13 protein-coding genes are annotated in these 13,189 nt (G+C 64.7%); 4 read left to right on the forward strand and 9 right to left on the reverse strand.

The annotated features are described in order from the left end of the window. Positions 1–118: 118 nt before the first annotated feature. Both C476_RS04935 and C476_RS19635 read right to left on the reverse strand, forming a co-directional pair. Positions 119–1,039: an alpha/beta fold hydrolase gene (locus C476_RS04935; RefSeq protein WP_008010447.1), complete on the reverse strand. Its 921-nt coding sequence runs from the start codon at positions 1,037–1,039 to the stop codon at positions 119–121. 95 nt (positions 1,040–1,134) lie between these two features. Further along, positions 1,135–1,260 carry a hypothetical protein gene (locus C476_RS19635; RefSeq protein ID WP_008010448.1) on the reverse strand — a complete coding sequence of 42 codons (126 nt, stop codon included), beginning with the start codon at positions 1,258–1,260 and terminating at the stop codon, positions 1,135–1,137. Positions 1,261–1,477: 217 nt separating this feature from the next. On the opposite strand from C476_RS19635, the gene gatC reads away from it, so the two are divergent. The 3 genes from gatC to C476_RS04950 all read left to right on the forward strand — a co-directional run bounded on the left by gatC (position 1,478) and on the right by C476_RS04950 (position 3,901). Continuing rightward, a complete protein-coding gene (gene gatC, locus C476_RS04940; protein WP_008010449.1) occupies positions 1,478–1,756 on the forward strand; it encodes an Asp-tRNA(Asn)/Glu-tRNA(Gln) amidotransferase subunit GatC in 279 nt (92 codons plus the stop codon). Between the two features lie 2 nt (positions 1,757–1,758). Next, positions 1,759–3,027, forward strand: a complete 1,269-nt coding sequence (gatA, locus tag C476_RS04945) for an Asp-tRNA(Asn)/Glu-tRNA(Gln) amidotransferase subunit GatA (protein WP_008010450.1) — start codon at positions 1,759–1,761, stop codon at positions 3,025–3,027. A gap of 88 nt (positions 3,028–3,115) precedes the next feature. Further along, positions 3,116–3,901: a formate/nitrite transporter family protein gene (locus tag C476_RS04950; RefSeq protein ID WP_049911597.1), complete on the forward strand. Its 786-nt coding sequence runs from the start codon at positions 3,116–3,118 to the stop codon at positions 3,899–3,901. A 77-nt stretch (positions 3,902–3,978) separates the two neighbouring features. Here C476_RS04950 and C476_RS04955 read toward each other — a convergent pair whose 3' ends face one another. After that, a complete protein-coding gene (locus tag C476_RS04955; RefSeq protein ID WP_008010453.1) occupies positions 3,979–4,329 on the reverse strand; it encodes a helix-turn-helix transcriptional regulator in 351 nt (116 codons plus the stop codon). A 73-nt stretch (positions 4,330–4,402) separates the two neighbouring features. Beyond that, positions 4,403–5,206, reverse strand: a complete 804-nt coding sequence (locus C476_RS04960; RefSeq protein WP_008010455.1) for an NRDE family protein — start codon at positions 5,204–5,206, stop codon at positions 4,403–4,405. Positions 5,207–5,513: 307 nt separating this feature from the next. Here C476_RS04960 and C476_RS04965 point away from each other — a divergent pair, with 307 nt between their 5' ends. After that, positions 5,514–7,100, forward strand: coding sequence for a BCCT family transporter (locus C476_RS04965; protein WP_008010458.1), 1,587 nt, complete (start codon positions 5,514–5,516; stop codon positions 7,098–7,100). 95 nt (positions 7,101–7,195) lie between these two features. Here C476_RS04965 and C476_RS04970 read toward each other — a convergent pair whose 3' ends face one another. From C476_RS04970 to C476_RS04990, 5 genes are all read right to left on the reverse strand, one after another. After that, on the reverse strand, positions 7,196–8,743 hold the full coding sequence (locus C476_RS04970) for a class I adenylate-forming enzyme family protein (RefSeq protein ID WP_008010460.1): 1,548 nt from the start codon (positions 8,741–8,743) through the stop codon (positions 7,196–7,198). Then, positions 8,743–9,813 (reverse strand): mandelate racemase/muconate lactonizing enzyme family protein, encoded by a 1,071-nt coding sequence (locus C476_RS04975; protein WP_008010463.1) that lies wholly within the window; start codon positions 9,811–9,813, stop codon positions 8,743–8,745. Before C476_RS04975 ends, C476_RS04970 begins: the two co-directional genes overlap by 1 nt. Then, positions 9,810–10,754: a 1,4-dihydroxy-2-naphthoate polyprenyltransferase gene (locus C476_RS04980; protein WP_008010466.1), complete on the reverse strand. Its 945-nt coding sequence runs from the start codon at positions 10,752–10,754 to the stop codon at positions 9,810–9,812. The genes C476_RS04975 and C476_RS04980 overlap by 4 nt, the downstream gene beginning before the upstream one ends. A 66-nt stretch (positions 10,755–10,820) precedes the next feature. Then, positions 10,821–12,008: a DUF7350 domain-containing protein gene (locus C476_RS04985; protein WP_008010468.1), complete on the reverse strand. Its 1,188-nt coding sequence runs from the start codon at positions 12,006–12,008 to the stop codon at positions 10,821–10,823. Between the two features lie 151 nt (positions 12,009–12,159). Next, on the reverse strand, positions 12,160–13,050 hold the full coding sequence (locus C476_RS04990) for a 1,4-dihydroxy-2-naphthoyl-CoA synthase (RefSeq protein WP_008010470.1): 891 nt from the start codon (positions 13,048–13,050) through the stop codon (positions 12,160–12,162). Positions 13,051–13,189 lie beyond the last annotated feature (139 nt).

The following is a 13,189-nucleotide window of genomic DNA, read 5'->3' on the forward strand; positions in this document are numbered from 1 at the left end:
TCCTCTGTCCTGTGGCTACGAATATGTTCGCAATCTTTTCAACCGTGACGAGCTGCTATGATCAAGCGTTGCCACCGCTCCGACCGGTTAAAGATGGGTACCGGAGCCGGGTACAGACCTATCTCCCTTCGAGGTGTTCAGTGAGGTGGTCACAGAGTCGGTCGGGCGCTTCGTGGGGCACCCAGTGACTCGTCGCTGGCAGGAGCTCGAGGCGACTCGTTGCACAGAACCCCGCGCTATCGACCGCCAGCGAGGGGACGAGCGCCGCGTCGTCCTCGCCCCAGACGACGAGCGTCGGTGCGTCGATCTGATCAGTCGGAAGCCGTGGCGGATCCCGCAGCGCCGCCCGATACCAGTTCAACATCCCGGTAAGCGCACCGTCTCGGTCCCAGGCCTGCCGGTAGCGGGCCAGTTCACCGTCGGTGAACGTTCCCGACGCGGCCGTTCCCCGAAGTGCTCGCTCGAGAAGACGATAGTCGTCGTATCGACAGGCGAGTTCGGGAAGCCATGGAAGCTGAACGCAGACGGCATACCAGCTCCGACGGAGCTGCTCGGGATTCGAGAGCAATTGTCGACGGTAGGCGGTCGGATGGGGCGCGTTGACGATGGCGAGCCGATCGACGACCTCGGGGAACCGACAGGCAAGCTCCCAGGCGACGACGCCACCCCAGTCGTGGCCGACGACGTGGGCTGTGTCGCACGCTTCAGTTGCGATCACGTCGACGATGTCTCGTGTGAGTTCGTCCGTTCGGTATGCTGGCACGCCGTCGGGTTTCTCGCTCCGGTTGTATCCCCGCTGGTCCGGAACGAGGACGCGATAGCCGGCATCGACGAGCGGGCCGATCACCTCCCGCCAGCCGTGCCAGTACTCGGGAAAACCATGGAGCAAGACGACCACCGGATCCGCTGGATCGCCAGCAGTGATGACGTGTAACTCGACGCCGTTGACCGTTCTGCGGGTCGACATCGCGTCGACAGCCGGTGGTAGCGCAGCCTCGAGTTGCGCCGCCGACGCCGTCGACCTCGAGTCCGTCCCCATTCGAGGACACCTGCACCGCGGATCGGGATATCGGTTGGGATATTATCGCCGCGGGTGAGGGTTGCATCCGGCGTGGGTCGAACCGCGGCGGGCCATCACGTCCAGACGCGAAGACAGTCGGTCGAGCAAAAGTGGAGATCGATGCGCTCCTCGCCGTCGGATTCGACGTAGGTTGTCAGTGTGTATGCAACCTCGTCGGAGTCGCAGTTATCACAGTCCATAGTCCTCCTCGCGGGACAGCACCCTTGAGTATGAACCCATTAGCCGATCACTTTCACAGTTAGTGACGTGTTAGATCTGGAAAATCTCGTGTTGAACAGGTATTCCGACACGTTGATACCCTCAGATAAGTGATGCGGCCGCAGGAACAATCGAAGGAGACAACGTCGCGACAGCAGTATCGAAACCCTTACTCTCCGGAAGCCGGTGCGAACACGTATGAGCGACGACGCCGTCAGTCCCGAGGAGGTCCGCCACGTCGCGGATCTGGCCCGCGTCGACCTCGACGACGATGAGGTCGACCGGTTCGCCGGACAGTTCGCGGACATCCTCGAGTACTTCGAGACGTTAGACGAGGTGCCAGAGGTCGACCGCGAGGCCGATCTCGCGAACGTGATGCGACCGGACGAGGAACACGACTCCCTCGACAGCGAGGCGGCGCTCCGGAACGCACCGGAAACGGAAGACGGCTACTTCAAAGGGCCGAACGTCTCGTAATCATGTCTGAGGATATTTTCATCACCGAAGAACGGATCGAGGGAGCCGACGACGGCCCGCTGGCCGGCAAAACGGTCGCGGTCAAGGACAACATCTCCACCGAGGGCGTCCGAACGACCTGTGGCTCGAAGATGCTCGAGGAGTACGTCCCGCCCTACGACGCGACGGTCGTCGCCCGGCTCAAAGAGGCCGGCGCGACCATCGTCGGCAAGGCCAACATGGACGAGTTCGGGATGGGGACGACCACCGAAACCTCCTACTTCGGCGAGACGGACAACCCCGCCGCACCGGGTCACGTTCCCGGCGGTTCCTCGGGCGGGTCGGCGGCCGCCGTCGCTGCCGGCGAGGCCGACCTCGCGCTTGGCTCCGATACTGGTGGCTCGGTCCGCTGTCCAGCCGCCTTCTGTGGCGTCGTTGGCATCAAGCCAACCTATGGACTGGTCTCGCGATACGGTCTCGTCGCCTACGGCAACAGCTTAGAGCAGATCGGTCCCTTCGGTGAAACCGTCGAGGACGCCGCCGCGTTGCTTGACGTGATCGCCGGCAGCGACGAGCGCGACGCGACCACGCACGACGCCGGTGACGACGCGAACTACGCCGACGCCGCGACCGGCGACGTCGACGGGCTACAGATCGGGATTCCGACCGAGTTGCTCGAGGGTGCTGACGAGGGCGTCGTCGAGACGTTCTGGGATGCCATCGATGAACTCGAGGACAAGGGTGCGTCGTATCACGAAGTCAGCCTCCCATCGGTCGAACACGCCGTCGAAGCCTACTACGTGATCGCGATGTCGGAAGCCTCGTCGAACCTCGCGCGGTTCGACGGCGTCCGCTACGGGCATTCGGGGGGCTACGACGGCAACTGGAACGAGACGTTCGCGAAAGCCCGCGAGGAAGGCTTCGGTGACGAGGTCAAGCGCCGCATCCTGCTTGGCACCTACGCGCTCTCGGCGGGCTACCACGACAAGTACTACAAGAAGGCCCAGGACGCCCGCGCATGGGTCAAACAGGACTTCGACGAGGCGCTTTCGGAAGCTGACGTGCTCGCGAGCCCGACGATGCCGGTACCGCCGTTCGAACTCGGCGAGAGCCTCGACGACCCGCTCAAGTTGTATCTCGCCGACGCGAACACCGTGCCGGTGAACCTCGCGGACCTCCCCGCGATTTCGGTTCCGGCAGGCGAAACCGACGGCCTCCCTGTCGGTCTCCAACTCGTCGGGCCAGCCTTCGGCGAGGAACGGTTGATCCGGGCCGCAAGCGCGCTCGCCTGAGAGACATCGGTCGCTCGTCGTCGTTGACCGGCCCCATCACGGCGTATTCAAGTCCGCTCCTTATTTATCAGCGATCAGTACGATGGGCGTGTCCGTCGCTCCGAATCCCACCGACATATTCGACCGCGCCGTCGACGAAGGCGAACGGCGACTCACGCAGTCGACGCTCGAGCTCGCGGCGACCAGCTTCATTGCGGGGTTCACGATCGTTTTCGGCATCGCTGCACTGGGGGTCGTCGACGGGCTAGTTCAACCCCGGTTCGGGGACGTCGCGCATATCGCTGGCGCGCTCGCCTTCGGCGTCGGCGTCGTTTTCTTGGTCGTCGGTCGAACAGAGCTCTTCAACGAGAACTTCGTTGCTCCGGCCGCCAAGGCGGTCGATCAGGACGGCTCGTGGATGCTCCGATCGCTCGGCCGCCTGTGGACTGTTACCCTCGTCTTCAATCTCATCGGTGGATTCCTCTTCGCGTTCGTCTTCGCCGTCGACGGCGTCCTTCCGTCAGGATCGGCACACGCGTTGGCGCAGACCGCCGAAGGGATCGTTCATCGACCGATCAAGGGGATGTTCGCGAGTGCCATCGTCGGGGGCGCACTCGTGAGCCTCTTGTCGTACCTCCTCGAGGCAGTCAACAGCGTCCGAAGCCGAATTACGCTGGCCTACATCGTCGGCTTCCTGCTCGCGCTCGGGCCGTTCGATCACGTCATTGTCACTGCGGTCCACGTCTTCTTTGGCTTCCTCTTCGATGCTGCGATCGGCTATGGCGCGCTGTTCGAGACGGTCGTCGTCGCTACTGCGGGGAACATCGTCGGGGGGCTTGGGTTAGTGACGTTTACCCACGTTGCGCAGGTTCGGGGTGCGAGAAAATCGGAGTAGTTCGCCCCGGACGGTCTGTCAGAGCAACTTGACGGGGCCGAAAACGGAGTTTCGATCTCGAGCGGCGATCGCGCCGGTTATTCCTCGTATGCGAGGTTCATGATCCACTGCGAGAAGGCGTCGCTGTTGGGATCGACCTCTTCCTCGCCGATAAACGGCGAGAGCATGTCGCCGGCCATCAGCAGTCTGAAATCGAGGTCTCGTGCGGTCGGCGAGATGTAGTAGGTGTTGTGACCCTCGTAGACGGTTTCCTCGCGATCGACCAGGTCCTTTTCGACGAGCGATTCGACGATCCGGCTGCCCTTGCGCGAGGAAACGTCCAGTTCCTTCCAGAAGTCGCTCTGGTGGATGCCGCCGGACTCGCGGACGAGTTCGAGGCCGGCACGCTCGTCCTCGGTGAGTTCGGCTTCGGCCGTGGAAACGCTCACGGTGACCACCTCGCCGTGCGCGTCGCTACAGGCAGGAGTGCGTCCATACTACATCCAAGCGAGGGCGAGCCGCTTAAATGTGCCTTTCGTCGTCGACTGTCGATTCGATCGCGGTGCCCTGCCCCTCGAGTCCGTCGCCGATCGTGAGGTCGACCTCGTCGTAGCTCGTTCGACAGGGCGGCCCCGGCGCGAAGGCGTGATATTCCAGTTCGGGGCCGATCGCGAGCAGTGACGACGACTGGGTGCCGTATCCGTTCTCGTGAACGCAGGCTCCGTATTCGTGGTCGCCCAGTACCTCGCTTGCCCGCTCGAGCCAGTCCATCGCCGTCTCGTCTGGGTGAGCCGTCAGCACCTCGCGAAGCGCGTGCGCGTCGGCTGCCTGCTCGTGTCCGATCTCGGTCCGGTGCTCGGGAATGTCGACGTCGTCGTCGACGGCGACGTTGACGACGACATGGACGCCCGGCTCGAACGCGGTCAGCGAGCGCGTGCCGTCCCACTGGTAACAGAACGCGTCCGTCGCGTCGGCGACGACGAGGTAGAAGCCGCTGTACTCGTCTGCGTCGGTCGCTGCGTCGACGACCGCTTTCGCGTCCGCGGCGGAGCGAGCCTCGAGGATGTCCGCGACGAGCAGTCCACGCGAGCGCTCGCCGGCCAACTCGGCGTCGGTCCACTTGTTCGTGAGACCGACGAAGACGCCGAACTCGTTGTAGCCGATCCACGTGCCGCCTGCTTCGGCGTCCTGTGGCGCGATGACCAGCGGCTCGTCGTTGTAGACGGCAGGCGGAATCGACTCCCGGTCGACCATTTCGTCACGGTTGGCGGCGACCGTGACCGGCGCGTCATCAAAGACCTGCCAAGCGAGCGTGAGCGTACACACGCCTCCGGCTATGAACGCCACCGGCTTAACTTCGAGTCCGACGGCAATCCGGTTCGGTCGACCGGTCTGGCAGTCCAGCGCGAGGGCCGAGAGTCGTCCGAACTGTCACTAGCCGATCGCGTTCCGGGTGTCGACTGCTCGATTGCGGTGTGGTATCAGTACTATATCGGGTCCCGAGACAAAGAGCACTTGAGTAGCTAGTGGTGGGATCAGAGACACATCCGATGGTGACTCACAGATCCGTGAGTAGCAACGGCACGCGGTCGAACGACTGGGACCGAAACGACGCTTTCGGTCGGTACGAACGATGAACGGTGCGAAACTCTTCGGCCTCGAGGAAGCCTCGTGGGCGGAACGAGGGCTCTTCGTCGTGACGATGAGCGTGATGCTTGCGCTCGGCGGAGTCGGATTGGCGCGTCCGTCGCTGCTGAGTCGCGCGCTCACCGGCGCGAAGGGGTGGATCCTTACCTACTTCGGCTGGTGGTTCATCCTGCTTGGATTCGTCTTGCTCGCGGCCGTGTTCGCCTTCACGGCCTCGCAATACGGACGGCTCCGGATCGGCGGGCCCGACGCCGAACCGGAGTTCGACCTGTTCTCGTGGCTGGCGATGGTGTTTACCGTCGGGTTCGGTGCCTCAGTGCTCATCTGGGGCGTCGCCGAACCGATCTCGATCGTCCAGCATCCGCCGCCGGAGCCGGCTCCCGTCCAGGGGGCGTCCCTCGAGTCGATGGCACTGGCGTTCATGTTCATCCACGAGGTATTCCCGGGGCTGGCGATGTGGTATCTCCCCGTCGCGATCGCCTTTGGGATCGTGGTCTACACCGACGGCGTCGGTGACTACAAGATCAGTTCGATGCTCGCCGGCGTCGTCGGCGAAGACCGGATTCCTGGCCTCTACTGGCTGGTCGATCTGGCGGCACTGATCGCGACGATCGGCGGCATTTCGACGACCCTGGGCTTCAGCGCACAGACGATGTCGGCGATCCTCGGCCGCGTGTTCGGGCTCGACGCGACGCTCCTGACCTACGTCGTGTTCGCGCTCATCGGAATCGTGTTCCTCGGCGACGTCTGGCTCGGGTTGCGAAAGGGCATTCGCAACGCGGCCCGCGCGACGGTGATCCTCATCGGCGTCGCGATGGCCGTGCTCGTGGTCGTCGGGCCAAGTCTCTACATGCTCGAGTTGAGTCTGGACGCGACAGGCGTCTGGCTCAGCGAGATGTTTCGCCTGACGCTGTACACGGCCCCGAACGCCGACGGCAACTGGGCGGCCAACTGGACTGGCTTCTGGTGGGCCTGGTGGGCCGCCTGGAGCATCTTCGTCGGGAGCTTCGTCGCCCGCGTCTCGAAGGGCCGGACCATCCGGGAGATGTTCGCCGTGCTCGTCGTGGTCCCGACGGTCTTTACCTGGATCCAACACGGCCTCATCGGTGGCTGGGTGCTCGCACCGGGCTATCAGGGACCGGTCGCCGAGGCGATGGCGTCGGCAGGTAATCCTGCAGCGATCGCGAAAGCGCTCCAGATTACGCCGTTTGGCACGGTGCTCGCGGTGTTGTTCGTCTTCATCATCGCCGGCTACATCATCACCTCACTCGACTCGGCGGTCTTTATGATCTCGGCGATCACGCTCGGCGACGAGAACCCGAACCCGCGAAACCGCGCGTGGTGGGGCGGCTTGCTGGCAGTTTTCGGGATGATGTCGCTCCGACTCGAGGAGTTCAGCGCCATCGAGTCGCTCTCGGTGACGATGGCGCTCCCGTTCTCGCTGTTCCTGTTGCTCGTCCTCTATGGCAGTTACGTCGTTGCCCGCGACTCCGTCCGCGACGACGAGACTGCCAACTCGGAGTCCCAGCAACCCAGTCAACAGCCAGCGGCCCAGAGCGCAGCCGACGACTGACGACGCGTCGGCACAGATAATTCTGAACGCTGAGCTACAAAACCCTCCATCGCCGCGGCGCTCAAGACGGTTCCGGGGACGGAACGACGCGCCGCTCACCTCATATCGATCCCGTCTTCAAGCAGCTGCTCTCGAACCGCCTCGCGATCGACGGTCCCCGATGCCGTCCGGGGCAGCGCGTCGACGATCCCGATCGTCTTCGGCTGTTTGAATCCCGCAAGGTGGTCGTCGCAGTGGGCAAGGAGCGCTCGAGGCTCGATCGGACTGTCAGCTGCGCTCGAGTCCGTATCCGGAACGACGAGTGCTGCAACCCGCTCGCCCCATTCGTCGTCTGTGAGCCCGACGACGGCGGCGTCCTCGACGCGAGGATGGTCCCGGAGGGTCGCGACCACTTCGCCGGGGTCAACGTTCTCGCCGCCGGTGACGATGCGGTCGCTGCGGCGGTTGAGGATCCAGAGCCGCCCGTCCGCGTCACGGTACCCGACATCGCCGGTGTGCAAGCCCCGGTCGCCGAACGCCGCGTCGGTGTGTGCGTCGTCGAGATAGCCCGGCGTCACTGTCGGCCCCGAAACGACGAGTTCGCCCTGTTTGCCCCCCTCGACCGCCGCGCCGGTCTCGTCGACGACAGTGACGTCTGTGAACATGAGCGGCTGTCCGACGGTCCCCTCGTGGGTGGCGGCCTCCTCGGGCAGCGCCGTCGCGATCTGAGAGGCCGTCTCGGTCATGCCGTAGGTCGGACAGACCGGCACGTTACGCTCCCGGCAGCGCTCGAGCAACTCGCTCGAGGCCGGCGCGCCACCGAGCAAGACGAACCGAAGAGCGTCAGTCGGTTCCCAGCTGGCGTCGAGCAGCCGCTTGCACATCGTCGGAACGAGCGAGACGCCGGATATATCATAGTCTTCGAGCACGCGCGCGGTCGCAGCCGGGTCGAACGCGCGCTGGATCACGACGGGCGTGCCGTACAGCGCCGATCTGACGACGGGTGCTAGCCCGCCCATGTGATACATCGGGAGACAACACAGCCACCGGTCGTCGGGGTCGACGCCAAGCCGGAACGCGGAGGCGGTCGCGCTCGCGACGAGGTTGCCGACCGTCAACCGGACGGCCTTCGGCTCGCCCGAGGTGCCGGAGGTGAACATAACGAGTTGTGTGTCGTCGCGCTCGAGATCAACCGGTTCGATCGATGTGGCGCTCGTGTCTGCTTTCTCGAGCGCCCGCGTCCCATCGCGCTGTGGCTCGTCAACCGAGTACACGTCGACCGAGTTGGCTTCGGACGCGACTGCAAGCGCAGCCGTCTCGGTCTCGCGCTCGCAGACGATAGCGGTGAGGTCGGTCCGTGCGACTTTCGCGGCGAGTTCGCCTGTCGTTTCGCGGACGTTAAGCGCGACCACGGTCGTCCCGGTTCGCATCGCGGCGAAAAACAGCGTCGCGAACGCGGGGCGCGTGTCCATGAGGACACCGAGTCGCTCGCCGGCGAGGCCCGCCGACTCGAGCGCCGCCGCAACGCGGTCGATCCGGCGGTCGTACTCGCGGAACGTCCAGTTCGTCTCCGTTGCGACGTCGATCAGTGCCGTCCGCTGGGGTGTCGCCGCAACGCGGTGGGCGACCGGATCGCGCGTCGGCCAGTCGATCGGAGCAGTCATCACTCGGTCCACACGTCGGTGACGCCGAGCCCTTTCGCTTGCGGAACGACTGCCGATCCCTTCTCGAGCAAGACGGGATCACGACCCAGATCCTCCGCGAGGAGGTTCCCAGTCGCGAGCCCGCAGGCCGGGACGTCGGGGATCGCTGCCGCCAGGTGGACCGCACCCGTCCGCGCGACGACCCCGTCGATCGTCGTCGTGACCAGCGGCGTTACCTCGAGTTCGGCCAGCCAGGCCGCAACCTTGCGTGCCACGTCGATTCCACCCAGTGCCATCGGTTTCAGGACGATAACATCCGCGGCGTCGGCGTCACAGATCGTGTCGACGCCGTGCTCGAGGAGGCCCTCATCGAGTGCGATCGAAACGCCCGTGTTCTGAGCCCGCAGGTCGGCATGCCCCTCGAGTGCGCCTGCAGGCAGCGGTTGCTCGAGGATCGAGACGTCAAGTTCCGCAAAGCCCTCGAGCGCCGACTGGGCCTGTTCGTAGGTCCAGGCCTCATTGGCGTCGACCCGGAGTTCGACGTCAGGACCGACGGTCTCGCGCACGCGGCGAACGCGTTCAATGTCTTCTTCGACGCTTCGGAGGCCAACCTTTAGCTTGCAGGTGTCGAACCCATGGTCGACGGCCGTGCGTGCGTCACGTGCGGTGTCGGCCGGCGAGCCGTCGCCGATCGTCGCGTTGACCGGCACCCGGCCGACCATTGGTCCCTGGCCCAGATAGCGATATAGCGGCGTCGCCTCGCAGGTCGCCTGCAGATCGGCAAGTGCCAGCGAGATCGCGTGGCGGGCAGCGACCTGCTGAGCGACGACTTCGAGGGCCTTGCTCGGGCCACCGGTTCGGATCGCATCCTGGGCGCGCTCGAGGGCGCGTTCGCAGTCTTCGAGCGACTCCGTCCAGCCCGCCAGCGGCGTCGCCTCGCCGTAGCCGACGGCCGGGTCGTCGCTATCTTCGTCGACGAGCCGCACGAGAAACCCCTCGCGGGCGCTGATCGCGCCGTCGGCCGTCTCGAGTGGCTCCGCGAGCGCGAGCGAGAACGGGCGATACGCGAGCGAGAGGTCGGCGTCAGTCATAGCACCACCAACCCGCCGGCGAAACAGACAGCATAGAGCGCCAGCAGTTTCCCCGTCTGCTCGAGTGCGGGATTGAGCGCCTTGCCGTCGGTGCGCGTCAGGACGGTTCGGGCGACCATCGCGGCGTAGGGGAGCGTGACCAGCGCCAGTAACACGCCAGGGCCGTAGTCGGTCCCGAGCCAGAACCAGACGGGAACGACGTAGGCCAGTGCGAGCATGACGACGTACTCGAGGCGACTCCACCGGTAGCCGAGTCGCACTGCCAGGGTTCGCTTGCCGGTCTCGGCGTCAGTTTCCAGGTCACGGATGTTGTTCACGACGATGATCGCTGTCGAAATCGCGGCGATCGGCAGGCTCGCGACGACGGCAGCAGTCGTGATCGTTCCTGCGGGGAGCGTCGTCGTCAGCGGCTCGGCGAGGACGGCAGCGGCCTGCACGTAGTAGGTCCCCGTCACGGCGACGAGCCCGAAGAAGACGAACACGAAGAGATCCCCCAATCCGTGATAGCCGAGCGGATAGGGGCCACCGGTGTAGGCCCATCCGCAGACGACGCTTACGAGCCCGATAACGAGGATCGGCAGCCCGCCGACGTAGACGAGATAGGTTCCCGAGAGGATCGCTAGCCCGAAGGTCACGATGGTCGCGAGCTTGACCTGTGCGGGCGAAATCAGTCCCGACTGGGTGACCCGGGTAAATCCCTCGCGGTCCTCGGTGTCGGCACCGTTGATCGCGTCGTAGTAGTCGTTCGCGAAATTCGTCCCGATCTGAATCAGCGCCGCCCCCACGAACGCAAACAGCGCCGGCAACGGCGCAAATACCCCGTCGGCGACTGCCAGCCCCGTTCCCACGATCACTGGGGCCGCAGCCGCGGGCAAGGTCTGGGGACGGGCTGCCATCAGCCACGCCTTCGTCCGTGAAATGTCGACCTCGGCCGAACTCATTACTCGCATATCCGACTCGAAAGAGTGTCAACGTTGGCATTGCGAGCCGACAGCTCGGCCAAATGCTCACTTTGTGGGGACTACACACTCGAGGGGCTCCATCTCGACAAACGCCATCTCGTACCCTTGATGGCGGGCCAGTTGCGGCGGGGACTCGACCGTGATCGTCACCGAATCGCCGGGCTGGATATCCGTGAGTGAGTGCCCGTAATGGAAGCCGACCTCGCCGTCGAGCGTCCCGACAAGGTCGACGACCGTCGAGCCGTCGCGGTCGACAGTGGCCTGCAACGACATGTTCGAAAGCGGCACCCGGTTGTACGGCGTCCGCGGCGAGACGAACAGATACCGGTCGTCGCCGTCGGCCAGGCTCGAGTCGGACTCAAGCAGCGTGACCACGAACGCCGCGTCGCCGCTTCGTGGCAGGCCCCCCTGTGACCTGATGTCGGACTCGTGTAACAGGGTGCCGGGATAGTCCTCTGCAGGCGGGAGCGCGGAATACGGGATCTCGGACTGTCTCCCACGATCTCCGTCACCACCGTGTGTCATCGGCTCGAGCGCGCCGCGTTCGCCCCACCGTTCCCGCTCAAGCAACTCGATTCCGTCGACGACCGTTTCGCGGAACGCCTGATCGTAGGTAAATTCGAACGTCGCGCTCGCACCGTCGTCGAATCGCCCTGCAAACGCGCCGGTTCGTCGTGTCGTGATCGGCGGTAAATCGACACGCACGGTGTAGCTACCGTCGGCTGGCAGCGTGATGTTATCTCCGAAATGAAACCCCATCTCCTGGGAAAGCATCGGCCACAGCGACAGGTGTCGCCGCCAACCGCCGTCGCCCTCGAGCGTGGCCTGCGGACTGATATCGACCGGAAGCACATGTCCCGTCACGGCGTCCCAGACGACGAGCATCAGGTGGACGCCGCGACCGGCTTCCGGTTCGACGAGCTGGCGCTCGGTTCCAGTGACGAGCCAGAACGGATGCGGGTACGTGACCATCGGTGCCAGTCTGTAGTCACCGGCGGCAACTGGCTCGAGCATCCGCATCGATTTCCGGTGCCCGGGGAGATACACGGCATCCGGCGGGTCCTCGAGCATCGGGATCGGCGCGGTGCCCGTGACGTTCCCACCGCTTCCGGCCCCACTATCGCTTTCACTTTCGTTCCGATCGTCGGTACCATCCTCCGGAGCCCCACAGCCTGCGAGGGAAATTGCAGCCGGAAGCGGGGCCGTCCGATGGAGGAACGTCCGTCGGTTCATCAGTGGTGGACTCGAGTCGTGTCGCCGTTGACGTCCCGGCTCATACTGCTGGACAGAACGACGTGAAGTCGGTCGCACGTATGCGGCCGTCACCTATGGGGACGGCCGCGAATTCCCCGACCGGCTTCGTATTGACTTCTGTCCAGTAGTATCAGTAGTGCCACGGGAACTCGTCGAACTCCGGCTCGCGCCCCTCGACGAACGCGTCGCGGCCTTCCTTTGCCTCGTCGGTCATGTAGCCCAGCCGCGTTGCCTCGCCGGCGAAGACCTGCTGGCCGATCATCCCGTCGTCGGTCATATTGAAGGCGTACTTGAGCATCCGCATCGCCGTCGGGCTCTTCGAATTGATCCGGCGGCCCCACTCGAGGGCGGTCTCCTCTAACTCCTCGTGGGGAACGACCTCGTTGACCATCCCCATCTCTGCGGCTTCCGCGGCGGAGTAGGTCTTCCCGAGGAAGAACACCTCGCGAGCCTTCTTCTGGCCGATCTGCTTGGCGAGGTAGGCCGAGCCGAAGCCGGCGTCGTAGCTGGCCACGTCGGGGTCGGTCTGGAGGAACTTCGCGTGCTCTTCGCTCGCGAGAGTCAAATCACAGACGACGTGCAGCGAGTGCCCGCCGCCGACGGCCCAGCCCGGCACGACACAGACGACGACCTTCGGAATGTGACGGATCAGCCGCTGGACCTCGAGGATGTGCAGCCGCCCCTGCTCCGAGGCCCGTTCCTCGTCGCCGTCGTACTGGTAGCCGTCTTCGCCGCGGATCGTCTGGTCGCCGCCCGAACAGAAGGCCCAACCGCCGTCCTTCGAAGAGGGGCCGTTCCCGGTCAGCAACACACAGCCGACGTCGGTCTGGCGTTTCGCGTGATCCAAGGCGTCGTAGAGCTCGTCGACCGTTCCGGGTCGAAAAGCGTTGCGAACGTCGGGCCGGTCGAACGCGATCCGTACTGTCCCGGAGTCGACCGCGCGGTGGTAGGTAATGTCTCTGAACTCGTCGTTCAGGGCCGTTGGCTCCCACTGTGCCGGATCGAAGAGGTCCGAAACCATTTGCTCGAGTGTCATCGGCGACGCGTGAAATAGGTTCGCGTCGCGATCCACCGCTGTAGCTACGAATGACAGAACCCGTGCACGGAATCTCAACATCGATTAACTGACCGGTGGGGGACGATTCGTCCCCCACTGTGAC

Origin of the sequence: Natrinema limicola JCM 13563 (assembly GCF_000337475.1) — an archaeon.
Taxonomy (GTDB): domain Archaea; phylum Halobacteriota; class Halobacteria; order Halobacteriales; family Natrialbaceae; genus Natrinema; species Natrinema limicola.

Bases quoted from the DNA above. Each gene is read 5' to 3' on its own strand.
- C476_RS04935 (WP_008010447.1), bottom strand. From the start codon at position 1,039: ATGGGGACGGACTCGAGGTCGACGGCGTCGGCGGCGCAACTCGAGGCT.
- C476_RS19635 (WP_008010448.1), bottom strand. From the start codon at position 1,260: ATGGACTGTGATAACTGCGACTCCGACGAGGTTGCATACACACTGACA.
- gatC (WP_008010449.1), top strand. From the start codon at position 1,478: ATGAGCGACGACGCCGTCAGTCCCGAGGAGGTCCGCCACGTCGCGGAT.
- gatA (WP_008010450.1), top strand. From the start codon at position 1,759: ATGTCTGAGGATATTTTCATCACCGAAGAACGGATCGAGGGAGCCGAC.
- C476_RS04965 (WP_008010458.1), top strand. From the start codon at position 5,514: ATGAACGGTGCGAAACTCTTCGGCCTCGAGGAAGCCTCGTGGGCGGAA.
- C476_RS04970 (WP_008010460.1), bottom strand. From the start codon at position 8,743: ATGACTGCTCCGATCGACTGGCCGACGCGCGATCCGGTCGCCCACCGC.
- C476_RS04975 (WP_008010463.1), bottom strand. From the start codon at position 9,813: ATGACTGACGCCGACCTCTCGCTCGCGTATCGCCCGTTCTCGCTCGCG.
- C476_RS04980 (WP_008010466.1), bottom strand. From the start codon at position 10,754: ATGAGTTCGGCCGAGGTCGACATTTCACGGACGAAGGCGTGGCTGATG.
- C476_RS04985 (WP_008010468.1), bottom strand. From the start codon at position 12,008: ATGAACCGACGGACGTTCCTCCATCGGACGGCCCCGCTTCCGGCTGCA.
- C476_RS04990 (WP_008010470.1), bottom strand. From the start codon at position 13,050: ATGGTTTCGGACCTCTTCGATCCGGCACAGTGGGAGCCAACGGCCCTG.